This is a genomic window from Luteimonas sp. BLCC-B24, assembly GCF_028550595.1.
GTDB lineage: Bacteria > Pseudomonadota > Gammaproteobacteria > Xanthomonadales > Xanthomonadaceae > Luteimonas.
Genome location: NZ_JAQQGN010000002.1, coordinates 179,075 through 201,741 on the forward strand (window position 1 = coordinate 179,075; position 22,667 = coordinate 201,741).

General features: G+C 70.0%; 20 protein-coding genes, 1 tRNA gene and 1 riboswitch. Of the genes, 10 read left to right on the plus strand and 11 right to left on the minus strand.

The window, feature by feature from the left end; genetic code table 11:
* Positions 1–3 precede the first annotated feature (3 nt).
* Together PQS31_RS05120 and thiS are read right to left on the minus strand one after the other, a co-directional pair.
* Positions 4–801 (minus strand): thiazole synthase, encoded by a 798-nt coding sequence (locus PQS31_RS05120; protein WP_272761595.1) that lies wholly within the window; start codon positions 799–801, stop codon positions 4–6.
* Positions 802–1,019: 218 nt separating this feature from the next.
* Positions 1,020–1,220 carry a sulfur carrier protein ThiS gene (thiS, locus tag PQS31_RS05125; protein WP_272761596.1) on the minus strand — a complete coding sequence of 67 codons (201 nt, stop codon included), beginning with the start codon at positions 1,218–1,220 and terminating at the stop codon, positions 1,020–1,022.
* 165 nt (positions 1,221–1,385) lie between these two features.
* On the opposite strand from thiS, the gene PQS31_RS05130 reads away from it, so the two are divergent.
* The 5 genes from PQS31_RS05130 to PQS31_RS05150 all read left to right on the plus strand — a co-directional run bounded on the left by PQS31_RS05130 (position 1,386) and on the right by PQS31_RS05150 (position 6,662).
* Complete coding sequence (locus PQS31_RS05130) at positions 1,386–3,239, plus strand: autotransporter domain-containing protein (protein WP_272761597.1); 1,854 nt, start codon at positions 1,386–1,388, stop codon at positions 3,237–3,239.
* Positions 3,240–3,314: 75 nt separating this feature from the next.
* Positions 3,315–3,388: transfer RNA gene (locus tag PQS31_RS05135), tRNA-Gly, on the plus strand.
* An 89-nt stretch (positions 3,389–3,477) separates the two neighbouring features.
* On the plus strand, positions 3,478–4,398 hold the full coding sequence (gene rimK, locus PQS31_RS05140; protein ID WP_272761598.1) for a 30S ribosomal protein S6--L-glutamate ligase: 921 nt from the start codon (positions 3,478–3,480) through the stop codon (positions 4,396–4,398).
* Between the two features lie 253 nt (positions 4,399–4,651).
* Positions 4,652–5,335, plus strand: a complete 684-nt coding sequence (locus PQS31_RS05145) for a response regulator transcription factor (RefSeq protein WP_096208369.1) — start codon at positions 4,652–4,654, stop codon at positions 5,333–5,335.
* A complete protein-coding gene (locus PQS31_RS05150; protein WP_272761599.1) occupies positions 5,322–6,662 on the plus strand; it encodes a HAMP domain-containing sensor histidine kinase in 1,341 nt (446 codons plus the stop codon). Before PQS31_RS05145 ends, PQS31_RS05150 begins: the two co-directional genes overlap by 14 nt.
* Positions 6,663–6,902: 240 nt before the next feature.
* Here the strand turns inward: PQS31_RS05150 and PQS31_RS05155 are convergent, their stop codons facing one another.
* On the minus strand, positions 6,903–7,481 hold the full coding sequence (locus PQS31_RS05155; RefSeq protein WP_272761600.1) for a hypothetical protein: 579 nt from the start codon (positions 7,479–7,481) through the stop codon (positions 6,903–6,905).
* 53 nt (positions 7,482–7,534) lie between these two features.
* Complete coding sequence (gene metF / locus PQS31_RS05160) at positions 7,535–8,359, minus strand: methylenetetrahydrofolate reductase [NAD(P)H] (protein WP_272761601.1); 825 nt, start codon at positions 8,357–8,359, stop codon at positions 7,535–7,537.
* 565 nt (positions 8,360–8,924) lie between these two features.
* Here metF and PQS31_RS05165 point away from each other — a divergent pair.
* Positions 8,925–9,482 (plus strand): DUF3228 family protein, encoded by a 558-nt coding sequence (locus PQS31_RS05165; protein WP_272761602.1) that lies wholly within the window; start codon positions 8,925–8,927, stop codon positions 9,480–9,482.
* A 74-nt stretch (positions 9,483–9,556) separates the two neighbouring features.
* On the opposite strand, the gene PQS31_RS05170 is transcribed toward PQS31_RS05165, so the two are convergent.
* Together PQS31_RS05170 and PQS31_RS05175 are read right to left on the minus strand one after the other, a co-directional pair.
* The gene (locus PQS31_RS05170; protein ID WP_272761603.1) at positions 9,557–10,126 is read right to left on the minus strand and encodes a hypothetical protein; all 570 of its coding nucleotides are present in this window, start codon (positions 10,124–10,126) and stop codon (positions 9,557–9,559) included.
* Positions 10,123–10,620 carry an RNA polymerase sigma factor gene (locus tag PQS31_RS05175; protein WP_272761604.1) on the minus strand — a complete coding sequence of 166 codons (498 nt, stop codon included), beginning with the start codon at positions 10,618–10,620 and terminating at the stop codon, positions 10,123–10,125. Before PQS31_RS05175 ends, PQS31_RS05170 begins: the two co-directional genes overlap by 4 nt.
* Positions 10,621–10,761: 141 nt before the next feature.
* Between PQS31_RS05175 and PQS31_RS05180 the strand changes: the two genes are divergently transcribed.
* Together PQS31_RS05180 and PQS31_RS05185 are read left to right on the plus strand one after the other, a co-directional pair.
* Positions 10,762–12,201: an amidohydrolase family protein gene (locus PQS31_RS05180; RefSeq protein WP_272761605.1), complete on the plus strand. Its 1,440-nt coding sequence runs from the start codon at positions 10,762–10,764 to the stop codon at positions 12,199–12,201.
* Positions 12,198–12,455 (plus strand): hypothetical protein, encoded by a 258-nt coding sequence (locus tag PQS31_RS05185; protein WP_272761606.1) that lies wholly within the window; start codon positions 12,198–12,200, stop codon positions 12,453–12,455. Before PQS31_RS05180 ends, PQS31_RS05185 begins: the two co-directional genes overlap by 4 nt.
* A 59-nt stretch (positions 12,456–12,514) precedes the next feature.
* Here PQS31_RS05185 and ahcY read toward each other — a convergent pair whose 3' ends face one another.
* On the minus strand, positions 12,515–13,963 hold the full coding sequence (gene ahcY, locus PQS31_RS05190) for an adenosylhomocysteinase (protein ID WP_272761607.1): 1,449 nt from the start codon (positions 13,961–13,963) through the stop codon (positions 12,515–12,517).
* A 35-nt stretch (positions 13,964–13,998) separates the two neighbouring features.
* Positions 13,999–14,099: riboswitch (S-adenosyl-L-homocysteine riboswitch) on the minus strand.
* 232 nt (positions 14,100–14,331) lie between these two features.
* Between ahcY and PQS31_RS05195 the strand changes: the two genes are divergently transcribed.
* Positions 14,332–16,830, plus strand: a complete 2,499-nt coding sequence (locus PQS31_RS05195; RefSeq protein ID WP_272761608.1) for a prolyl oligopeptidase family serine peptidase — start codon at positions 14,332–14,334, stop codon at positions 16,828–16,830.
* Between the two features lie 297 nt (positions 16,831–17,127).
* Here the strand turns inward: PQS31_RS05195 and PQS31_RS05200 are convergent, their stop codons facing one another.
* The 4 genes from PQS31_RS05200 to metK all read right to left on the minus strand — a co-directional run bounded on the left by PQS31_RS05200 (position 17,128) and on the right by metK (position 21,755).
* Positions 17,128–17,859 (minus strand): peptidase, encoded by a 732-nt coding sequence (locus PQS31_RS05200; RefSeq protein ID WP_272761609.1) that lies wholly within the window; start codon positions 17,857–17,859, stop codon positions 17,128–17,130.
* 70 nt (positions 17,860–17,929) lie between these two features.
* The gene (locus PQS31_RS05205; RefSeq protein WP_272761610.1) at positions 17,930–18,937 is read right to left on the minus strand and encodes an alpha-E domain-containing protein; all 1,008 of its coding nucleotides are present in this window, start codon (positions 18,935–18,937) and stop codon (positions 17,930–17,932) included.
* 3 nt (positions 18,938–18,940) lie between these two features.
* Complete coding sequence (locus PQS31_RS05210) at positions 18,941–20,353, minus strand: circularly permuted type 2 ATP-grasp protein (protein ID WP_272761611.1); 1,413 nt, start codon at positions 20,351–20,353, stop codon at positions 18,941–18,943.
* Between the two features lie 190 nt (positions 20,354–20,543).
* The gene (metK, locus tag PQS31_RS05215; RefSeq protein WP_272761612.1) at positions 20,544–21,755 is read right to left on the minus strand and encodes a methionine adenosyltransferase; all 1,212 of its coding nucleotides are present in this window, start codon (positions 21,753–21,755) and stop codon (positions 20,544–20,546) included.
* 151 nt (positions 21,756–21,906) lie between these two features.
* Here metK and PQS31_RS05220 point away from each other — a divergent pair, with 151 nt between their 5' ends.
* Positions 21,907–22,596, plus strand: coding sequence for a YecA family protein (locus tag PQS31_RS05220; RefSeq protein ID WP_272761613.1), 690 nt, complete (start codon positions 21,907–21,909; stop codon positions 22,594–22,596).
* Positions 22,597–22,667: the final 71 nt, after the last annotated feature.

Below are 22,667 nucleotides of genomic sequence, written 5' to 3' on the forward strand. Positions count from 1 at the left end.
GCGTCAGCCCACCAGGCCGTCGACGGGCGACGACGCGCTGGCGAAGCGCTTGCGCGGAATGCGACCGGCGAGGAACGCTTCGCGTCCGGCTTCGACGGCCTTGCGCATCGCGCTGGCCATCAGCACCGGATTGCGCGCACCGGCGATCGCGGTGTTCATCAGCACGCCGTCGCAGCCCAGCTCCATCGCGATCGCGGCATCGGACGCGGTGCCGACGCCGGCGTCGACGATGATCGGCACCTTGGCGTTCTCGATGATCTCGATCAGGTTGTACTTGTTCTGGATCCCGAGGCCCGAGCCGATCGGCGCGGCCAGCGGCATCACCGCCGCGCAGCCGATCTCCTCGAGGCGCTTGGCCAGGATCGGATCGTCCGAGGTGTAGACCATGACCTGGAAGCCGTCCTTGACCAGCTGCTCGGCGGCCTTGAGCGTCTGCACCACGTCGGGGAACAGCGTGCGCGCATCGCCCAGCACTTCGAGCTTGGTCAGGGCATGGCCGTCCAGCAGCTCGCGCGCGAGGCGGCAGGTGCGCACCGCGTCTTCGGCGGTGTAGCAGCCGGCGGTGTTGGGCAGGATCGTGTAGCGGTCCGGCGGCAGCACGTCGAGCAGGTTGGGCTCGCCCGGGGTCTGTCCGATGTTGGTGCGGCGGATCGCCACAGTGACGATCTGCGCACCTGCGGCCTCGGTGGCCTGGCGGGTTTCGTCGAGATCCTTGAACTTGCCGGTGCCGGTCAGCAGGCGGGAGGTATAGGTCGTACCGGCAATCACGAGGCCGGTGTCTGCGGGGGATGCGGTGTTCATCGCGGGATTATCGCCGAAGCGGGTGGGCGATGCGTCGTCGGACGCGGGCGTGGCCATCCGCGGCCCTGCATGGAACGCGGGCGTGCGGTCGCCGCGGCATGGAAGACGGCGTGGGTCCGTGCTCCGCCGGCATCTGCGCCGTGCGGACGCTGCTGGGCCGGTCAGCCGGCCCGGCCTGGCCCGCGCCGCGATCCGGACGTACGGGGACGACGGCCGGCTCAGCCGCCGCCGAGCGCGTGGACGACCTCCACGCGATCCCCGTCCGCGAGGACGTGGTCGGCGTGCTGGCTGCGCGACACGATCGCGCCGTTGACCTCGACCGCGACCCGGCGCCCGGCCAGCCCCTGCGCGGCCAGCAGGGCGGTGACGGTGGTGCCGGGGGGGATGGTCAGCGTGTCGCCGTTGAGTTGGATGTCCATGCGGTGATTGTCTCCGCTGCGGGCCCGGCATGCACGCGATGCCGCAGTGCGGCGTGCCGCTGCAGCCAAGGGCGTGGGAGCATTCCGCAATGCGGTCCCGTACGGGACTGCGGACGCGGGCTTTCCTATGATCGCCCGCCCTCACGACACCCGGAGAAACCAGCAATGCCGTCCAGGCCCCTTCGTGCCGCCCTCGCCGTCGCGCTCGCCGCAGCCGCCACCGCTCCCGCATTCGCCGACGACACCTTTTCGCGCACCGTCTTCTTCGGTGACAGCCTGACCGACTCAGGCTATTTCCGTCCCGTCATCGTGCGCACGATCGGCCCCTCGGGCGCGATCCTCGGCCGCTTCACCACCAACCCGAACCTGGTCTGGTCCGAGCGCGTCGCCGATCGTTACGGCACCCGCGCCGATGCCAACGGCAACGGCCAGACCGGCGACAACTACGCCGCGGGCGGCGCACGCGTGGGCGTGGACACCACGGGCGGGCTGGGCCCGATCCCGTCGCTGGTCACCCAGGCCAACCGCTATCTGGCGGCGAACGGTGGCCGCGCCGATCCCAACGCGCTCTACACCGTCTGGGGCGGCGCCAACGATCTCTTCGCCGTGCAGGCGAACCCGGCCCAGGCCCAGCAGATCATCGGCGCGGCGGTGACCGCCCAGGTCGGGCTGGTGGGGACGCTGCAGGGCGCCGGGGCCCGCTATGTGCTGGTGCCCTCGATTCCCGACATCGGCCTGACCCCGGGCTCGCGCGCCGGCGGTGCGGTGGGCATGGCCCAGGGCACGGCGCTCGCCAACACCTACAACACCGCGCTCTACGCCGGCCTGGCCGGGCAGAACCTGCGGGTGATTCCGGTCGACACCTTCCACTTCCTGCAGGAGGTCGTGGCCAATCCGTCGCTCTACGGTTTCGCCAACGTGACCTCGCCGGCCTGCCGCATGCAGCCGGCACCGGCGGGAGACTCCTCGCTGTTCTGCAACCCCAACTCGTTCGTCACGCCTTCGGCCGCCGATACCTATCTGTTCGCCGACGGCGTGCATCCGGCCAGCCGTGCACACGAGATGATCGCCGACCTCGCGATCGCGATGATCGACGGTCCGCAGCAGATCGCGGTGCTGCCGCAGTCGGCGACGGTGACCGGCCGCGCCCGCGCCGACCGCATCAACAACCGTCTGAGCCTGGCACCGGCGCGCAGCGAGGGCCGCAGCTGGTGGGCCGACGTGCGCGCCGACATGCAGCGCTACGACAACGGCGACGCCTACGACGGTGTCGGCCCGGCGCTGACGGCGGGGCTGGACTGGACCTCGGGCAACACCACGTTCGGTGGCCTCGTCGGCTACGGCAAGCAGGGCAACGACTGGGGCCTGCGTCGCGGCAGTTGGGACCAGACCGAGGCGACCGTGGGCGGCTTCGTCGGCTGGCGCGCCGACAGCGGCGCCTGGGTCAACGCGCAGCTGAGCTACACCTGGCTCGACTTCGACACCGACCGCACCGTGCAGATCGGCCCGGTGACCCGGGTGCATTCCGGCCAGGCCGACGGCAGCAACGTGACCGCGGCGATCGGCGCCGGCTGGAACTTCGGCACCGGCGCGCTGCAGCACGGTCCGGTGCTGTCGCTGGTTGCGCAGCGCATCGAAGTCGACGGCTTCGCCGAGAGCGATCCGACGGTGTCGAGCTCGCTGGCCTATCCGTCGCAGGACATCGACTCGCTGATCGGCAGCGCCGGCTGGCAGTTCGCCTACGCCGCGAGCGACAGCTTCCGTCCGTATGCGCGGCTCACCATCGACCGCGAGTTCGAGGACGCGCCGACCCAGGCGTTCGCGCAGGCGCAATCGTTGCCGTCGACGCTGCCCTACGCCGTGCCCGCACGTGGTTACGACACCAGCTACGCCACCGCGACGCTGGGCACGCAGACGACGCTGTTCGGCTTCGACGCCAACATCGGCGCCAGCCTCACCGTCGGCCAGAAGGGCGGCAGCCACACCACCGCGTTCGCGACGATCAGCGCCGGTTTCTGACCGTCACCGCGTCCGGCAGCGCCGCCCCGGCGGCGTTGCCAAGGCGCGCGGGGCCGGCATAGACTGGCCGCCTGTGCGGGTGTAGTTCAATGGTAGAACTGCAGCTTCCCAAGCTGCTAGCGTGGGTTCGATTCCCATCACCCGCTCCAATCCGCGTTTGGTTCGAATCGGACGGCGACACCGGTGCACGGGTGTCGCCGTTTTTTCGTTGCGGTGTGTCGCCTGACCCGGTGCGTCGATGAAGCTCGCGATCCTGTCCCGTAACACCAAGCTCTATTCCACTCGCCGGCTGGTCGAGGCGGCGCGGCAGCGCGGGCACACGGTGCGCGTGCTCGATCCGCTGCGCTGCTACATGCGCATCAGCAGCGATGGGTTCGCGATGCGCTACAAGGGCAAGCCGATCGAGGCCTACGATGCGGTGATTCCGCGCTTCGCCGCCTCGGTCACGCGCTACGGCAACGCGGTGCTGCACCAGTTCGAGCAGATGGGCAGCTACGCGCCCAATCCCTCGGCCGCCTTCGCGCGCGCGCGCGACAAGCTGCGTTGCCACCAGCTGCTGGCGGCCGAGGGCATCGGGCTGCCGGTCACGGTGTTCGGCGACAACCCCGACGACACCGACGATCTGCTGGCGATGCTCGGCCCGCCGCCGCACGTGATCAAGCTCAACGAGGGCATGCAGGGTGCCGGCGTGATGCTGACCGAGAAACCGTCGGCCTCGCGCGGCGTGGTGGAAGCGTTGCGCGGGCTGTACGCGAACTTCCTGGTGCAGGAGTTCATCGCCGAGGCGCAAGGCGCCGACCTGCGCTGTTTCGTCGTCGGCGACCGGGTGCTCGGCGCGATGCAGCGTCAGGCGCCCGCCGGCGACTTCCGTTCGAATCTGCATCGGGGCGGGATCGCGACCGCGGTCGAGGCGACGGCGGACGAATGTGCGGTGGCGGTGCGCGCGGCCAAGGTGGTGGGACTCGGAATCGCAGGCGTCGACCTGATCCGCTCCGCGCGCGGGCCGCTGGTCCTCGAGGTCAACGCCTCGCCGGGCCTGGAGGGCATCGAAGCGGCGACGGGACTGGACATCGCCGGGGGCATCGTCGAGCACCTGGCGGCCCACGTGAGGCCGGTAGCCCGGCCGCGCCGGCGCCGACCGGTCTCGAACGGAAACTGAACATTTTGTTTCCGAATTTCAACGCTCCGCGGCGCTAACCTGCACATCCGGAAGACGCACGCACTCTCTCCACCCCGGCTTCGGCCGGGGGCGCGGCGGATGACGGCAATCGGGGCAAACCTCCTTCGGCCCGGACGGATACGTCCGGGTCTTTTTGTATGCGCGGCCGCGACGCCGTTCATGGAAGGATGCGCCGCTGTACCATGTCGCCTCGCCGCGGCGTGCATCCGAATCACCAGAGACCCGACTCCTCATGCACATCCTCGTCATTGAAGACAACCAGGACATCGCCGCCAATCTGGGGGACTACCTCGAAGACCGCGGCCACACCGTCGATTTTGCCGCCGACGGCGTGACCGGCCTGCACCTGGCGGTGGTCCACGATTTCGATGCCATCGTGCTCGACCTCAATCTCCCGGGCATGGACGGCCTCGAGGTGTGCCGCAAGCTGCGCAACGACGCACGCAAGCAGACGCCCGTGCTGATGCTCACCGCGCGCGACAGCCTGGACAACAAGCTGGCCGGTTTCGATTCCGGTGCCGACGACTATCTGGTCAAGCCGTTCGCACTGCAGGAAGTCGAAGTGCGGCTCAACGCGCTGTCGCGGCGTGGCAAGGGCAACCACACCCGCGTGCTCGACGTCGGCGAGCTGGAATACAACCTCGACACGCTGGAAGTGCGCCGCGGCGGCAAGCTGCTGCAGCTCAACCCGACGGCGCTGAAGATCCTGCAGTCGCTGATGGAGGCGTCGCCGGCCGTGGTCACGCGTCAGGAACTGGAAACCCGCGTGTGGGGCGAGGAACTGCCGGATTCGGATTCGCTGCGCGTGCACATCCACGGCCTGCGCGCCGTGGTCGACAAGCCCTTCGACACGCCGTACATCCAGACCCGTCACGGCATCGGTTACCGCATCGCGGTGCCGGATGCGGCGAACTGAGGTCGCGCCGGGCCGCCCGGCCCGCACGCGCGCGCGGCGCTACCGCAGGCGGCTGCGCAGCCGCATCATCCTGTCGTTCCTGCTGCTCGGCCTCGGGCTCACGACGCTGTTCGCCTTCCTCACCCAGGAGGCACGCGATCGCGTCGAGAACACGCTGGTCGAGGATCTGATGAACCGCAACATCGACGAGTACGCGCGGCGCTACTACGTCGATCCGTTGCGCAATCCGGCCGTGCCGCTGGAGCAGATCCGCGCGCGTGTGGTGAAGCGCGAGCGTTTCGAGGAGCTGCGGCGCGACCAGCCCGACTGGTACGAGCTCGGCGACGGCATCCACAACCTCAGCGGCATCGACGAGGACGGCACGCCCTTCATGTACAAGCTCGCGGTGCGCAAGACGCCCGACGAGTGGTTCTTCCTCGCCTACGACATGAGCGAGACCATGCGCGGCGCCACCCAGTTCCAGCGTGCGATCTTCGGCTCGGTGGTGCTGGTGTCGTTGCTGTCGCTGCTGATCGGCTGGTGGTCGGCGTCGCGGGTGATGAGTCCGGTGTCGGCGCTGGCCAATCGGCTGCGCAGCTCGGGCGACTCCTCGACGCCCGAGGCGCTGGCGCCGCATTTCCCCGATGACGAGGTCGGCCAGCTGGCGAGTGCGCTCGACGACTACGCGTTCCGGTTGACCGAGGTGGTCCAGCGCGACCGCGAGTTCAACGCCGACGTCAGCCACGAATTGCGCACGCCGCTGGCGGTGATCAAGGGCGCGGTGGAACTGCTGCTGTCGCGCCCGGATCTCGACGACAAGACCCGCACGCGCCTGCTGCGCATCCAGCGCGCCGAACAGCAGTGCACGGATCTGATCAGCGCGCTGTTGCTACTCTCGCGCAACGAGCGCGGGCACGGCGCCACCGATGTCGGTCGCGTGGTCGAACAGCTGTTCGACGCGCACCGGCCGCAACTCGTCGGCAAGCCGCTGGAGTTGCGTCTGGAGGGCGACGGACCGCTGGTCGTGGATGCCCCGGAATCCGCGGTGACCGTGGCGCTGGGCAACCTCGTCGGCAATGCGATCAAGTACACCCAGGCGGGCGAGGTGGTCGTGCGGCTCGGCGATCGCAGTGTCGAAGTGGCCGACAGCGGCCCCGGGCTCAGCGCCGAGGACGCCGCGCGCCTGTTCGAGCGCGGCTACCGCGGCACTCACGCCGAACATTCGCAGGGCGGCGGCATCGGCCTGTCGATCGTGCGCCGGCTCTGCGCCCTGTACGGCTGGCAGGTGCGCGTGGTGCCGGGCGCGGTGCGAGGCGTGGTCGCGACGTTGTCGTTCCGGCCGGGCTGACGCCGGCGCGCGGCCAACGCGTCGACCGGTGCGCGATGCCGGGCAGCCGGGCGCGTCCGCAGCTCCGACACCGCGATGCGCGCCGGTGTGCGATGCGCGCCAAGCGCCGTGCGGACGACGTCTGCGGGCGAAGTCGCGGCCCGCGGCGGCGGATTCGCGCAACGGCCGGGGCTTCTCCCGACCGCGCCGCCAGCGCCTTGCGGCGCGCGTGTCTGCAGCCGTGGCGAACGGGCCGTCCGCTCAGAGGCTTACCCACCAGCACCCGAGGTGCCGGTGCAGGGAGAACACCGTCTGCCGCGTGCCGCTGCCGCCGGGCCCGGCCTGGTCGACACGCAGCGAGGTCGGCGGACGCTCGGGCGCGGCGGTCTGGCTGTCGCGCGCGCTCGTCCAGCTGGCAAACGGCAGCGTCGACGCGGCGGTGACCGGCGGCGCGGGCCGCTGCGCGGTGATGTCGAGCAGGGGTTGCTGGGCGATCGCATCGAGACGGTCCAGCACCTGATACCCGCTGCGCTGGCTCATGCCGCGCCAGTGGTACAGGGTGACCAGGCGGTTGGTGTCGCCGCTGTGGATGGCGTGGCTCATTTCCTGGATCAGGCCGCGCAGCTGGCGCTGGCAGCCGCCGCGATAGGCGGGGGCCTGGCCGCGTGGGCGCTCGGCCAGCGAATTCGACGCGCCGACCGCGCTGCAGGCGCGATCGGTGTAGACGGTACCGCCGTCGGGACCGACGCAGCGGCGCACCTGCGCCTGGGCGGACATCGGCACTGCCGCCGCGCCGGCGAGCAGTGCGGAAAGCAGGAACCAGGTCGGAAGGCGCGACATCGCCGCAGCCTAGCCGGTGACGCGGATGCCGACCAGCCGGCGCCGCACCGTGTTCAGCCCAGACGGGCGAGCACGGTCTGCGTGGGCCGGGCGAGATTGAGCGTGTAGAAGTGCAGCGCCGGCGCGCCGCCCGCGATCAGGCGTTCGCACAGGCCGGCCACGATGTCGGCCCCGAGTTCGCGGATGGCGTCCGCATCGTCGCCGTGGGCGGTCATCTGCCGCTGCATCCAGCGCGGAATCTCGGCGCCGCAGGCGTCGGAGAACCGGCGCAGCTGGCTGAAATTCGAGACCGGCATGATGCCGGGGATGATCGGGATGTCGATCCCGGCCCGGCGCGCGCTGTCGACGAAGTGGAAGTAGGCGTCGGCGTTGTAGAAATACTGGGTGATGGCCGCATCCGCGCCGGCGTCGACCTTGGTCTTGAAGTGGCGCAGGTCCGCGCGGGCATCGTCGGCCTGGGGGTGGATCTCCGGATAGCAGCCCACCTCGATGCGGAACCGGTCCCCGAACTCGCTCCGGATGAAGGCGACCAGCTCGGACGCATAACGCAGATCGCCGGGATGCCCCATGCCCGACGGCAGATCGCCGCGCAGTGCCACGATCCGCGTGCAGCCGATGGCGCGGTAGAGCTTGAGCAGTTCGCGGATCTCCTCCCGGCTGCCACCCACGCAGGACAGGTGCGGCACCGCATCGAAGCCGTGGTGCTGCTTGAGGCGGCGCACGGTCTCGGGGGTGTGACTGAGCGTCGAACCGCCGGCACCGAAGGTACAGGAGACGTATTCGGGCGCGTGCGCGGCGAGCTTCTTCGCCGTGCGGTCCAGCTGGATGCGCTGGTCCTCGGTCTTGGGCGGGTAGAACTCGAAGCTGAGCGGAAGCATGCGCGGCCTGCGGCGACGGACTGCGGCCGATTGTATCGCTTGATCGCGATGGATGTGTGGGTGTCGGGAGTGCGCCGGATGTGCAGTCGCGAGGCGGCCGTGCGCAGCGCGCCACGCGCCCGACGGCGCTGCGCCATCGCTTCCGGTCCCGAGAATTCAGGGGGGAAACTCCTCGAGACCCCGGCGGCTCGTCGCGCCGTGGGCACGGGCGCGCTGCGGGCGCGCCGTCGGGCTGCTCGCGGGCCGGCCGCCCGCTGTTCGACACGCGGGCCGCACGAGCCGGCCGCGGAGCGGGTCGACAGGGGTGCCCGGTACCGCGTCGTCGGCGCCACGCGCGGGCATCGCGCCATCGTCCCGGCGTGCGGCCGCATGCTCGACACCACGTGGGCTGCCCCACCGCCGCGACGGCATGAGCACAGCCGCCGACGATGGCCGTCGGGTGGTGCGCACGGGGCGCGGTTCGTCCGGCGCATGCCTCGCACGGGGATCGGCGCGCGGCGCCGGCTCCGCGCGCGTATACCGAACGGCTTCGCGCTACGCTGTCGCGCCCGCAGACGACCGTCCGATGTCCATCGTCCTCACGCCGTTCGCCCGCCCGCGCCTGTTTCCGCGCACGCCGCGCGGCAACACCATCCAGGACATCACGCCCGAGCAGTTCGAGGCGCATCTCAACAGCGAGACACCGCATGCGGTACTCGACGGCTACGCGCCGTTCTGCAAGCTGCACGTGCACCGCAACTGGACCTCGACGCGGTGTCTCACCGTGCCCATCACCGAGGCCAACCGGCATTTGCTGCGCTCGGGCTACGAGGCCCGCAACAGCGCGGAGCTGCCGGTGCTGGTGCGCTGGTTCGAAGGCGTGGAGCCGCCCCGCGCCGAATACCTCGTGGTGATTCTCTACAGCGCCGCGCAGCTGGCAAAGGAAGGCGCCCCGATCGACGCCGACTGGGGCGTCGTGGGCTGCATCTACACCGCCGAGCCGGACGAGATCCCGATGGCCCCGATCACGATGCTGCGCAACGCGCTGGGCGTGGAGGAGGGCGGCTCCGGTGTCCCGCTCGACCGGGAGGCCTACCGGCGCAGTGTGGACTTCTGGGAGCGCAACGCGAACTGGCGGCCCTAGCGCGCGGTCGACCGCGCCTGGTCGGGTGCCCGGTGCGTTCCGACCCCCGGGATCGCGCGTGATCCCGGGTGCGCTCAGCGCGGGCCGGCGAGCCGGCGCATCGCGCGGTATTCGGTGCGGTAGCGGCGGCGACGGGCGCGCGCGATCGCCCAGGTCAGCGCCGCGCAGCCGACCGCATAGAGCAGCAGACGCCCGGCGGCGGATTGCCACGGGCCGGCATCGAGCGCGGTGGCGGCGGCCAGCGCGAGCAGGGCGTAAGCCAGCAGCGCCGCGGCGGTGAGACGTGCGATGCGCAGTTCGCGCAGGCCGGCGCGCAGTTGCGACAGACGCACCTGCGCGTAGGTGGCGCCGTCCAGCGCCGCGGCGTCCGCACGTGGCCGCGGCGCGCGCAGCAGCAACCACCAGACCACCGGCATGTAGACGGCGAAGAACGGCATCACCAGCCAGTACGCAGGCGTGAGCGCGGCGCCTGCCAGCGGCCGCAGCAGGATCACCACCGCGGCCAGGGTGACCGCGATCTCCAGTGCGCGCCGCAGCCGGTGCAAGCGCTGGTGGCGGCGTACGCGCCGCACCAGGGCCGCGGAGTCGGTGGTCGGCTGCGTGGCCTGCCACGCACTCCGCATCAGATCGTCGAAATCGGTCACGGCGTGGTCTCCTCGCGGGCTTGCAGGGTCTTGAGCTGGTGCCGGGCGCGGTGCAGGCGCACACCGACGTTTTCGATCGAGAGGCCGAGAAGCTCGGCGATCTCGCCGTAGTCGAAACCTTCGAGCTGCAGCATCAGCGGCTGCCGCAGTGGCAGCGGCAGGGTGCCGAGTGCCTCGAACAGCCATTCGCTGCGTGCGCGGTCGGCGTCGGCCACCGTCGTCGGGTCGGCGGTGTCGTGTCCCTCCAGATCCAGGGGGACAGGGGGCGGGCTGCGGGTCGCCGAGCGCACGTGGCTGGCGCCCAGGTTGTGCGCGACGCGCAGCGCGAACGGCAGCAGGCGGTCGTGGTCGCGCAGGGTCGGCAATGCCTGCCAGACCGCCAGCAACACGTCCTGCATCAGTTCGTCGCGCAGGGCGGGGTTGAGTTCATAGCCGCATACCGCGCGCCAGAGCTGGGGGTGGAGCGATTGGACCTGGGACCAGGATGGCGGCATGGGATCGGGCGGATGGATGTGTCGAGACGACAGTCGTCGCCGGGTACGGATTTCTTACACCGGCATCGCGATCCCGGGACGGCGTAAGAAATGTGCCACCCCCGACGACTGAACCGGGTACACCCACCCCAGGAGTTGTCGATGCATCCTCTCATTCCATGGTCCCTCGCCGGTCTGCTGACTTGCGTGGCCGTGCTGCCCGCGCAGGCCGCGGCGGGCGCGCTCGCGCTCGACGGCGTTCGCGTGGTCGATGTCGAGCGCGGGCGGAGCGGCACGCCGCGCTGCGTGCGGATCGAGAACGGCCGCATCGCCGCGATCACCCGGCCGGGCGCCCGCGCATGCAGGCGCGACGCCGAGGTGGTGCCGCTGGCGGGCCGCTATCTCATGCCCGGCCTGATCGACATGCATGCCCATCTGTCGCTCGGGCCGCTGGTCGTGCGCCAGGACGGCGATGCGATCGTCATGGAAGCACTGCCCGACGACGCCATCGCCGAGCACAACGCCGCGCGCCTGGTCGGCTTCGGCGTCACCACGATCCGCAACCCCGCCGGCGATCTCGCGGCTGCGGCGCGCTACGAGACGCGGCGCGCCGCGGGCGCGCTCACCGGGCCCGAAAGTTTCGATGCCGGCCCGGTGCTCAACGATGCCGAGGTGCCCGGGCTGGCCACGGCCGTCGCCACGGCCGACGATGTGCGTCGCGCCGTCGGCGCCCAGGTCGAAGCCGGTGCCGACTGGATCAAGCTCTACACCGGCCTGTCGCCGGAGCTGCTGCAGGCCGGCATCGACGCGGCGCATGCACAGGGCCGCCCCGCGGTGGCGCATCTCGAAGACGTCGCCTGGACCGACGCGCTGGCGATGGGGCTGGATGGCCTGGTGCATCTGATGCCCGTCAGCCCCGATCTGCTGGCGCCCGCCGACGCCGAGGCCTATCGCGCATCGCGTCGCCCGGGCACCTATCCCTTCTTCGAATGGTGGGAGCGCTTCGATCCCGACGGCCCCGAGGCCGATCGCCTGGTCGCGGCGTTCGACCGCCATCGCCCGGTCTTCGACGCCACCCTCGTCGCCTTCCACGCGGCCTTTGTGCAGGACCAGCCGGACAGCGCGTACCTGCAGGATGCCGAACGCTATGCGCATCCCCGCCTGCTGGCGAACTGGCAGACGTTCTTCACCTTCGCGCTGGGCTGGGAGCCCGGGGACTTCGAGCGTGCCCGGGCCGTGTGGCCGAAGATCCAGCGCATGGCGGCACGTCTGTACGCCGGCGCCGCGCGGATGACCCTGGGCACCGACATGAGCAACCCGTGGATCGCGCCGGGCATCAGCCTGCATCGCGAGATCGCGCTGCTGGCCGAGGCGGGCGTGCCGAACGCACGGATCCTGCGCGCCGGCACGGTCGACGCGGCCGATGCACTCGGCGCCGGCGAGCGGCTGGGCCGGATCGCGGTCGACTACGAGGCGGACCTGCTGGTGCTCGACGGCGACCCGCTGGCCGATCTGGCGCGGGCCCGCGATGCGCACGCGCTGGTGCTCGACGGCCGCTATCTCGATCGTGCCGCGCTGGCGGCGCTGCGGGGTGAGGAATGAGCGCGCCCCGGAGCCGGGTGCGCCGGCCGTGGCGCTGGATCGCGCTCGGTGGGGTGGTCTGCCTGCTGGCGTGGATCGCGCTCGCGGTGGGGCTGGCGCTGGGCGTCGATCGCGGTACGCGGCTCGTGCTGGTCACAGCGGCGGCGGTGGCGACCGAAGGCCTGGTGTGGCTGAGCGCGTTCCTGCTGGGGTTGCGCGTGTTCGAAGCGCGGCAGCGCCTGTGGCAAGCGCTGCGCGCCCGCGTCGTGCGCTGAACACATAAAAAAAACGGGCGCCGTGAGGCGCCCGTTTCCTGCGCGGCGACGCGCCGCACTCAGTAGCGGTAGTGATCCGGCTTGAACGGGCCTTCGACCGGCACGCCGAGGTAATCGGCCTGGTCCTTCGTGAGCTTGGTCAGCTTCACGCCGATCTTCTCGAGGTGCAGGCGGGCCACTTCCTCGTCGAGATGCTTGGGCAGGATGTAGACCTTCTTCTCGTACGTGTCCTTCTTCTCCCACAGGTCGATCTGCGCGAGGGTCTGGTTGGCGAACGAGTTCGACATCACGAAGCTCGGATGGCCGGTGGCGCAGCCCAGGTTCACCAGACGGCCGTCGGCCAGCAGGAAGATCGCGTTGCCGTTGCCGAAGACGTACTTGTCGACCTGCGGCTTGATGTTGATCTTCTCGACGCCCTTGAGCGCCTTGAGCGCATCGACCTGGATCTCGTTGTCGAAGTGGCCGATGTTGCAGACGATGGCCTGGTCCTTCATCGCCTGCATGTGCTCGACGGTGATGATGTCCTTGTTGCCGGTCGTGGTGACGTAGATGTCGCCGCGGCCCAGGGTCTCTTCGATCGTGGTGACCTCGTAGCCTTCCATCGCCGCCTGCAGCGCGCAGATGGGGTCGATCTCGGTGACCACGACGCGGGCGCCGTAGGCGCGCAGCGACGCCGCCGAGCCCTTGCCCACGTCGCCGTAGCCGCAGACCACGGCGACCTTGCCGGCCAGCATGACGTCCATCGCGCGCTTGAGGCCATCGGCCAGCGACTCGCGGCAACCGTAGAGGTTGTCGAACTTCGACTTGGTGACCGAGTCGTTGACGTTGATCGCCGGCACCAGCAGCTTGCCGGCCTCGGCGATCTGGTACAGGCGGTGCACGCCGGTGGTGGTTTCTTCGGAGACGCCCTTCCACTCGGCGACCGTGCGGGTCCAGAAGTCCGGACGCTCGCTGCGCACGCGCTTGAGCAGTGCCTTGATGACCTGCTCCTCGTGGCTGCCGCCGGTGCTGTTGACCCAGCTCTCGTCGGCCTGTTCCAGCTCGTAGCCCTTGTGGATCAGCAGGGTGACGTCGCCGCCGTCGTCGACGACGAGTTCGGGGCCGATCAGGCCGCCGTTGCCGTCGGGGAAGCTCAGCGCGTCCAGCGTGCAGTCCCAGTATTCCTCCAGCGTCTCGCCCTTCCATGCGAAGACCGGCGTGCCGCTTGCTGCGATCGCGGCGGCCGCGTGGTCCTGCGTGGAGAAGATGTTGCAGGACGCCCAGCGCACGTCGGCGCCGATGTCCTTGAGCGTCTCGATCAGCACCGCGGTCTGGATCGTCATGTGCAGCGAGCCGGTCACGCGCACGCCCTTGAGCGGCTGGTTCGCGGCGTGCTTCTTGCGGATCGACATCAGGCCCGGCATCTCGTGCTCGGCGATGTCGATCTCCTTGCGGCCCCAGTCGGCGAGGCCGATGTCGGCGATCTTGTAGTCGCCGTCGGTGGAAAACGTCTTCATCTGTGCGTTCATGCTGTGCTCCGTAGTGGAATGCCGATCGGGCATTCGCGTTACGGGCGCCGTTGTCGCAGGAACACCACGCCGAGCCTGGCCGTCCTGACCGCGAATGGACTCCGCGGGCGAACCGGTCGCAGCGCCCCTCGGCGGGGCAGGCGGGCATTCTATCGCAGCCCGGCGCGCGGACGCTGACCGGGGACCGTCCCGCCGACGCCGGCCCGGGCGCGTCCGGACCGCCTGGGGCGAGAAGGTCCGCCGGCGACGCGGCGTGCCGGCCGGGCATGGCCGCGGGCATGACCTCTGGGACGGCGGTGGTCGCGGCACGCGCTGCTAAGGTCGCGGGTCGGGTGCGCAGCGGCGCGCCGTGGTCACGGAGTGGGACGATGCAGGCACGGGAACGACATACGACGACGGCGCGCAGGCGCTGGGGCTGGATCGCATGCGCATTGCTGGTCCCCGGGCTGGCGCTCGCGCAGACCGCACCGCCGGACACCGCGGACAGCGGCTACCGGCTGCCGCCCGCGCCGCTGCAGGCCATCGTCGACGCCCCGCGTGCGCCGCGGCTCCTGCTCGGACCCAAGCGCGATCTGGCCGCGTTCCTGCAGACGCCGGCGCTGCCGGGCATCGCCGACGTCGCCCAGCCTGAACTCAAGCTCGGCGGCATCCGCATCAATCCCGCGACCTATGCGGCCAGCCGGTTCTCGTTCGTCTCCGACCTCTGGCTCGCGCCGGTCGGCGGTGGCGACGACATCCGGATCGCCGGACTGCCGCAGCCGCTGTCGCTGGCCTCGTTCCTGTGGTCGCCGGACCAGCGCCACGTGGCCTTCAGTCACGTGGACGCCGCTGCGGGCCGGGTCGAGCTGTGGCTGATCGACGTCGACGCGCGCCAGGCCCGCCGGCTGACCACGCGGCCGCTCAATGCCGTGATCGGCAACGGCTTCGAGTGGATGCCCGACAGTCGCAGTCTGCTGGTGCGGCTGCGGCCCGACGGGCAGGGCGATGCGCCGCAGTCGCTGACCGTGCCGGATGGCCCGAACGTGCAGGAAACCGCCTCCACCGGCACCGTGCAGCAGCTGCGCACCTTCCAGGACCTGCTGCGCAGCGACCAGGACGCGCGCGTGTTCGCGCACTACATGACCGTGCAGCTGGCGCGCATCACCCTCGACGGCACGGTGACGCCGATCGGACCACCGTCGCTGACCACCAGCGCCAGCCCGTCGCCGGATGGCCGCTACCTCCTGCGCCAGCAGATCGAGCGCCCGTTCTCCTATCTGGTGCCGTACACGCGCTTTCCGCGGCGCATCGACGTGATCGACATCGACGGCCAGGTGCGGCACACCGTCGCCCGGCTGCCGCTGGTCGAAGGCCTGCCGGTGGGCAACGATGCCGTGCCGACCGGCGTGCGGTCGGTCGCCTGGCGCAGCGACGCGCCGGCGACGCTGGTCTGGGTGGAGGCGCAGGACGGCGGCGATCCGGCGCGCGAGGCCGCGGTGCGCGACATCGTCTACATGCAGGCGGCGCCGTTCCAAGCCGCGGCAACGCCGCTGGCCGAACTGTCGATGCGCTATGCCGGCATCCAGTGGGGCACCGGTGACCTCGCCCTGCTCAGCGAATACTGGTGGCGCACGCGCCAGATCCGCGAATGGCGCCTGCGGCCCGACGGCTCGGCCGCTCCGCATCTGGTGCGCGAGGGCTCGTACGAGGACCGCTACGCCGATCCCGGCACGCCGGTCACGATGCCCGACGCCGCCGGCAATCCACGGTTGCTCGTCGCCGGTGACGGCAGCAGCATCTACCGCATCGGCGACGGCGCCTCGGACGAGGGCGATCGTCCGTTCCTCGACCGGCAGGATCTCGCCGACGGTACGACGACGCGGTTGTTCCGCTCGGAGGCCCCGTTCTACGAGGCGCCGGCCGCCGTGCTCGACGCCGACGCCAAGCGCCTGCTGACCACGCGTGAAGCGCCGACCGAACCGGCGAACTACTACGTGCGCGATCTGGGTGCCGGTGCGGCCGAGCCCGTCGCACTGACCCGCTTCGCCCATCCCACGCCGCAGCTGCGCGACGTGCAGAAGGAGCTGGTGCGTTTCAAGCGGAAGGACGGCGTGGACCTCACCGGCACGCTGTACCTGCCGGCCGGCTACGACGCGACGCGCGACGGCCCGCTGCCGATGCTGATGTGGGCGTATCCGGGCGAGTTCAAATCCGCCGATGCGGCCAGCCAGGTCACCGACTCGCCCTATCGCTTCAACGCCGTCGGCTACTGGGGGCCGCAGGCGTTCCTGGCCATGGGCTACGCCGTGTTCGCCGACGTCTCGATGCCGATCATCGGCGAGGGTACGGCCGAGCCCAACGACACCTACATCGAACAGCTGGTGGCCAGTGCCGAAGCCGCGATCGACGAAGTGGTGCGCCGCGGCGTGGCCGACCGCCTGCGTATCGCGATCGGCGGACACTCCTACGGCGCGTTCATGACCGGCAACCTGCTGGCGCATTCGCGCCTGTTCGCCGCTGGCATCGCGCGCAGCGGCGCCTACAACCGCACGCTGACCCCGTTCGGCTTCCAGGCCGAGGAGCGCAATTACTGGCAGGCCCAGGACACGTATCTGAAGATGTCGCCGTTCAACTATGCCGGACAGATCAAGGATCCGATCCTGTTGATCCACGGCGAAGAGGACAACAACTCCGGCACGTTCCCGATGCAGAGCGAGCGCATGTTCGCCGCGATCAAGGGCCTGGGGGGCACCGCGCGCCTGGTGATGCTGCCGCGGGAATCGCATGCCTATCGCGCACGCGAATCGGTGCTGCACATGCTCTACGAAACCAACGCGTGGCTGGAGCGGTATGTGAAGCACCGGCCTGCGGAGGCGGCTGCGCGCTGAGCGCTGAGCGCGGCGTACGGTGACGGCTCTGCGCGCGCCGTCACCGCCGCGGCGCCCGCGCGGCGCAGGGCGGGCCGGCGAACGGCGTGAACCGGGTGCGCCGGCACGCTGGGCGTGCGGTGTGGACGTCGCGGGCGCGGCGGCTCGCGCTGCGGCGGCAGGTCCGGTCCAATGCGACGGCGCGGGCGCCGCGTGCGCGGGATGCTCCGCGGCTGCATCCGATACGCGGCGGCCGCGTCTGGCCGTCAGCCGGGCGACCACCCGCGTGGATCCTGCCGCGGACGCGGCACGTAGGCTTCAGGCCCAGTCGGGTTTGGGCAGCGCCGCAACCGCGCGACGCATGCTGTTGTTCCAGCTGTCACGGATCGCGGCGAGATACGGGTCCTCGTCCTCGTAGCGGCGCTGCACCTCGACCTTGAGGCTGTTGCGGCGATAGACCAGCAGATCGATCGGCGTACCCACCGAGAGGTTGGAGCGGATGGTCGAATCGAACGACACCAGCGTGCACTGGCTGGCCTCGAGCAGGCTGGTCTTCGAGGTGATCACGCGGTCGAGGATCGGCTTGCCGAACTTGATCTCGCCCGTCTGGAAGAACGGCGTCTCGTCGGAGCTTTCGATGAAATTGCCTTCGGAGTAGACCAGGAACAGGCGCGGCGCCTCGCCCTGGATCTGGCCACCGACGATGAACGAGCCCGACGGGTCGATGCCGCTGTCGCGCAGGTAGGCTTCGTCGCGCGCGCGGATCTCACGCATCGCGTCGCCGACGATCTGCGCCACCTGGAACATCGAGCGTGCATTGAGCATGCCCAGGCTGCCGGCCTCGTGCATCGCGCGGTGCTCGAGCAGATTGAGCACGTTCTGGGTCAGCGACAGATTGCCGGCCGACAGGGTGACGATGACGCGCTCGCCGTCTCGGGCGAACACACGCATCTTGCCCGCACGGCGGATATGGTCGACACCGGCATTCGTACGCGAGTCGGAAGCCAGGACGAGTCCCTCGTCGAGGTTCAGCCCGATGCAATAAGTCATGGCGCGGTACAACCCGGTGAACACGAAACCGGCGCCAATTGTGCACGCTGCGCACGGCCGCGCCCACCCGTCATCCGCTGGTCTGCCATTGCGTCTGGCGTGGACCGGTGACCGGAGGCCGCGACGGCGCGGTGGTCATGAACTGCCGATGGATCTCGTTGCCGAGCCGGACCAGGCGCGCCATCGTGTCCTGCAGCCACGGTTCGAGACCGCCGGCGATGATCTCGTCGATGCGCGCGTAGCGCGACTGCGCCGCCAGCGCACCGGCCTGGCGCACCACTTCGAGCGACTCGATGCCCGACAGGGTCTGCAGGATCTGGTGGATCGCGCCGACGCAGGTCTGCAGCGAGCGGGGGTTGTCGCCGTTGAGCAGCATCAGCGCGATCACCCCGGCCGGACTCACCGACTCGCGATAGGTGCGCCGGTAGGTCTCGAAGGCCGACAGCGACTGCAGCAGCGCACTCCACTGGAAGTACTGGGTGGCATCGCGCGCCTCGCCGCTCTCCGGCAGCTCGGCGTCGCTGCCGATCATGTCGAGCAGGCGGATCGACCAGTCGGCACGTTCGATGAAGGTGCCCATCTGCAGGAAGTGGTAGCCCTCGCCGCGGCCCAGGGTGCCGATGGTGATCCCGCGGAACGAGGCCGAACGTGTCTTCACCCACTCCAGCGTGGTGCTGAGGCCGTCGTGACGCAGGCGCTGGGCGTCGAAGCGGCGGACCTCGAGCCAGGACGCGTTGAGGTCCTCGTACATCTCGCCGGTGATCGCCACGCGCTGCGCGCGGGCGTTCTCGCGCGCGGTGCGGATGCAGTTGAAGATCGAGTTCGGATTCTCCGGCGACAGCAGCAGGTGCTGCACCACGCCTTCCGCATCCAGGGTGCGGCCTTCGGCGATGAAGCTCTCGACGATGCCGAGCGAATCGAGCGCGCGCCGCCACGCCGCCGCCGCGGCCTTGCCGCGGTCCAGGCGCTCGGGCAAGAGCGCGATGCGCTGGGCCATGTCGAGCAGGCGTGCGGTGTTTTCGGCGCGCTCCATGTGGCGCGCCACCCAGTAGAGGTCGTAGGCGGTTCTGCACAGCACGCGTCAGTTCTCCATGACCCAGGTGTCCTTGGTCCCGCCGCCCTGCGACGAGTTGACCACCAGCGAGCCTTCGCGCAGCGCCACGCGCGTGAGGCCGCCGGGCACGACATGGATTCTGCGACCGCTGAGGATGTAGGGACGCAGGTCGATGTGCCGCGGTGCGAGGCCGCTTTCGACGAAGGTGGGGCAGGTGGACAGCGACAGGGTCGGCTGGGCGATGTAGTTGCCGGGATTGGCGAGGATGCGGGCGCGGAACTCCTCGATTTCGGCCCGCGTCGACGCCGGGCCGACCAGCATGCCGTAGCCGCCCGCGCCGTGGACCTCCTTGACCACCAGCTCGGGCAGATGGTCGAGGGTGTGGCGCAGGTCGTCGGGATTGCGCAATTGCCAGGTCGGCACGTTGTGCAGGATCGGCTCTTCGCTGAGGTAGTAGCGGATCATGTCCGGCACGTAGGGATAGACCGACTTGTCGTCACCCACGCCCGTGCCCGGGGCATTGGCCAGGGTGACGTTGCCGGCGCGGTAGGCGCCGAACAGGCCGGGCACGCCGAGCATCGATTCCGGCCGGAACACCGTCGGATCGAGGTAGTCGTCGTTGATCCGGCGGTAGATCACGTGCACACGCTGCGCGCCGCGCGTGGTCTGGGCGTAGACCATGTCGTTCTGCACGAACAGGTCCGCCCCCTCCACCAGTTCCACACCCATCTGCTGGGCCAGGAAGGCGTGCTCGAAATAGGCCGAATTCGCGGCGCCGGGCGTCAGCACCGCGACCACCGGATTGTCGATGCCGCTGGGCGCGCATTCGCGCAGGATGTCGAACAGCGCGTCGGGATAGCGGTCGACCGGCGCGATCTGCTGGCGGGCGAACAGCTCCGGCAACAGGCGCGCCATCATGCGCCGGTTCTCCAGCATGTAGGACACGCCGGAGGCGACGCGCAGGTTGTCCTCCAGCACGTAGTACTCGCCGTCGCCCGCGCGCACCAGGTCGATGCCGGAGACGTGCGAATACACGTTGCCCGCGACCTTCAGGCCCTGCATCTCCTTGCGGTACTCGCTGTTGTCGAGCACCAGTTCGGCCGGAATGCGCCGGTCGCGGAGGATGCGCTGTTCGCCGTAGATGTCGCCGAGAAACAGGTTCAGCGCATGCACCCGCTGACGCAGCCCCGCCTCGAGCATCTTCCATTCCGCGGACGGCACGATGCGCGGCACGATGTCGAAGGGAATCAGGCGCTCGTTGCCCGATTCCTCACCGTAGACGGAGAAGGTGATGCCCACGCGGTGGAACGAGATCTCCGCCTGGCGGCGCTTGTGCGCGACCTCGTCGAACGAGGTCGTTTCGAGCCAGGCATCGAACGCCTCGTAGTGCGGGCGGACGCCGCCGCTGGCGTCGTGCATCTCGTCGTAGCTGGGCGACATCGTGGACAGGCTCCGGGCAGGGATGCGGATCGGTCCCGCATCGCCTGCGCAGCATGGCGACGGCGCGATGCACGGCGCGTGCAGACCGGCGCGGCGCCACGCGATGCCGTGCATTCCCGGTGCCGCCGGGACCCGAACGAAGACGGGCCGCAGAGGCGGCCCGTCCGGAGTGCGGCGATGTCGCCCGCGCTCAGCGCAGCTTGGCGTCGGCGCGCAAGGCGTCGGCGCGGTCGGTCTTCTCCCACGAGAACGCGGTCGCGGTGACCTGCTTGCCCTCGCCGTCGGTGTAGGTGAAGTCCTTCGGCTTGCGGCCGAAGTGGCCATAGGCCGCGGTCGGCTGGTACATCGGGTGGATCAGGTCGAGCATCTGGATGATGCCGTACGGCCGCAGGTCGAAATGCCGGCGGATCAGCTTCTCGATCTTGTCGTCCGGAATCTTGCCGGTGCCGAAGGTCGTCACCGAGATCGACGTCGGCTCGGCCACGCCGATGGCGTACGACACCTGCACCTCGCAGCGGTCGGCGAGGCCCGCGGCGACGACGTTCTTGGCGACGTAGCGCGCGGCGTAGGCGGCCGAGCGGTCGACCTTGGACGGATCCTTGCCCGAGAACGCGCCGCCGCCGTGACGCGCCCAGCCGCCGTAGGTGTCGACGATGATCTTGCGGCCGGTCAGGCCGCAGTCGCCCACGGGCCCGCCGATGATGAACTTGCCGGTCGGGTTGATGTGGAACTTGGTGCCCTTGTGCAGCCACTTGGCCGGCAGCACGGGCTTGATGATCTCCTCGCGAACGGCCTCGATGAGGTCCTTCTGCTTGATGCCCGGGTCGTGCTGGGTCGACAGCACCACCGCGTCGATCGCGGTCGCCTTGCCGTCCTCGTAGCGCAGCGTGACCTGCGACTTCGCGTCCGGGCGCAGCCACGAAAGGGTCGAGTTCTTCTTCTTGCGGATCTGCGCCTGGCGCTCGACGAGGCGGTGCGACAGGTGGATCGCGGCCGGCATGTAGCTGTCGGTCTCGTTGGTCGCATAGCCGAACATCAGGCCCTGGTCGCCCGCGCCCTGTTCTTCCGGCTTCTTGCGATCCACGCCCTGGTTGATGTCGGGCGACTGCTTGCCGATCAGGTTCAGCACGCCGCAGGTCTCGCCGTCGAAGCCGACGTCGGAGCTGTTGTAGCCGATGTCGAGGATCACCTTGCGGGTCAGCGCTTCCAGGTCGATCCAGGCGCTGGTGGTGACTTCGCCCGCCACGATGGCCACACCGGTCTTGACCAGCGTTTCGCAGGCCACGCGTGCGCGCTTGTCCTGCTGCAGGATCGCGTCGAGCACCGCGTCGGAAATCTGGTCGGCGATCTTGTCCGGATGGCCTTCGGAGACCGACTCGGAGGTGAAGAGATAGCTGGACATCAGGCCTATATCCCTATATTCGGATGAAAAGATGGCCGCGGATGATACACGTCGTCGCGGTCGTACGCATCTTGGGCCGCAGGATGTTGCCTGGCGGTTAAGCGGCCGCGTCGTCATTGCGGCGGGACACCCGAGCCTCGACAATCGGGCCATGCCTGCCATGTCCGAACCCGATCTCGACGCGCTCGAAACCCTGCTCGAAACCACCGCCGCGCCGCACGGCGGCATGTCGCTGGAAATGCTCGACGGCTATCTGTCGGCGCTGGTGGTCGGGCCGACGCTGGTGTCGCCCGGTCAGTACATGGAGGCGATCTGGGGTGACGGGCCGCCGCCCGGCGATGCCGACGAGGCGCAGCGGCGCATGGCGCTCGTCGTCGCGCTGTGGAACCACATCGCCTGGCGTGTCGCCCAGCCGGTTCCCGACGAGGCGCCGGACGACGGGGACCCGAATGCGCACGATCCGCTGATGCCGCTGGTGCAGTTTCCGGAAGTCGAGCTGCAGGACCCGCCTGCGTCCGAGTCCCTGCCCGAGGCGCTGGTCGGGTTTCCGGCAGGGGCCGAATGGGCCCAGGGCTTCTTCGCGGGCGTCGCGCTGGCCGATACCGCCTGGGATGCCTGGATCGAAGACGACGAGGCGCTCGCCGAGGATGTCGCGATGCTGTCGCGCCTCGGCCTCTACAGCGAGGACCACGCCCGCGATGTCGGCGTGGACGCCGACGAGGTGCCGGCCTTCGAGGAGCGTCTGGAAATGATCGGCACGATTCCCGAGATCCTCGCCTACTGCAACGACCGCCGGCGCTCGGACAGCGGCCGGCGCGGCGCCGACGTGACCCTGCACTAGCGTGATGCGTCGGCTTCGACGGCCGTTGCCCGCACCGGCGCCGGCGTCCGGGCGCGGCGGGCCTCCGCAAC

What these genes read in the sequence shown, in the direction of transcription:
- PQS31_RS05120 (WP_272761595.1), bottom strand. Translation starts at nt 801, where the DNA reads ATGAACACCGCATCCCCCGCAGACACCGGCCTCGTGATTGCCGGTACG.
- thiS (WP_272761596.1), bottom strand. Translation starts at nt 1,220, where the DNA reads ATGGACATCCAACTCAACGGCGACACGCTGACCATCCCCCCCGGCACC.
- PQS31_RS05130 (WP_272761597.1), top strand. Translation starts at nt 1,386, where the DNA reads ATGCCGTCCAGGCCCCTTCGTGCCGCCCTCGCCGTCGCGCTCGCCGCA.
- rimK (WP_272761598.1), top strand. Translation starts at nt 3,478, where the DNA reads ATGAAGCTCGCGATCCTGTCCCGTAACACCAAGCTCTATTCCACTCGC.
- PQS31_RS05145 (WP_096208369.1), top strand. Translation starts at nt 4,652, where the DNA reads ATGCACATCCTCGTCATTGAAGACAACCAGGACATCGCCGCCAATCTG.
- PQS31_RS05150 (WP_272761599.1), top strand. Translation starts at nt 5,322, where the DNA reads ATGCGGCGAACTGAGGTCGCGCCGGGCCGCCCGGCCCGCACGCGCGCG.
- PQS31_RS05155 (WP_272761600.1), bottom strand. Translation starts at nt 7,481, where the DNA reads ATGTCGCGCCTTCCGACCTGGTTCCTGCTTTCCGCACTGCTCGCCGGC.
- metF (WP_272761601.1), bottom strand. Translation starts at nt 8,359, where the DNA reads ATGCTTCCGCTCAGCTTCGAGTTCTACCCGCCCAAGACCGAGGACCAG.
- PQS31_RS05165 (WP_272761602.1), top strand. Translation starts at nt 8,925, where the DNA reads ATGTCCATCGTCCTCACGCCGTTCGCCCGCCCGCGCCTGTTTCCGCGC.
- PQS31_RS05175 (WP_272761604.1), bottom strand. Translation starts at nt 10,620, where the DNA reads ATGCCGCCATCCTGGTCCCAGGTCCAATCGCTCCACCCCCAGCTCTGG.
- PQS31_RS05180 (WP_272761605.1), top strand. Translation starts at nt 10,762, where the DNA reads ATGCATCCTCTCATTCCATGGTCCCTCGCCGGTCTGCTGACTTGCGTG.
- PQS31_RS05185 (WP_272761606.1), top strand. Translation starts at nt 12,198, where the DNA reads ATGAGCGCGCCCCGGAGCCGGGTGCGCCGGCCGTGGCGCTGGATCGCG.
- ahcY (WP_272761607.1), bottom strand. Translation starts at nt 13,963, where the DNA reads ATGAACGCACAGATGAAGACGTTTTCCACCGACGGCGACTACAAGATC.
- PQS31_RS05195 (WP_272761608.1), top strand. Translation starts at nt 14,332, where the DNA reads ATGCAGGCACGGGAACGACATACGACGACGGCGCGCAGGCGCTGGGGC.
- PQS31_RS05200 (WP_272761609.1), bottom strand. Translation starts at nt 17,859, where the DNA reads ATGACTTATTGCATCGGGCTGAACCTCGACGAGGGACTCGTCCTGGCT.
- PQS31_RS05210 (WP_272761611.1), bottom strand. Translation starts at nt 20,353, where the DNA reads ATGTCGCCCAGCTACGACGAGATGCACGACGCCAGCGGCGGCGTCCGC.
- metK (WP_272761612.1), bottom strand. Translation starts at nt 21,755, where the DNA reads ATGTCCAGCTATCTCTTCACCTCCGAGTCGGTCTCCGAAGGCCATCCG.
- PQS31_RS05220 (WP_272761613.1), top strand. Translation starts at nt 21,907, where the DNA reads ATGCCTGCCATGTCCGAACCCGATCTCGACGCGCTCGAAACCCTGCTC.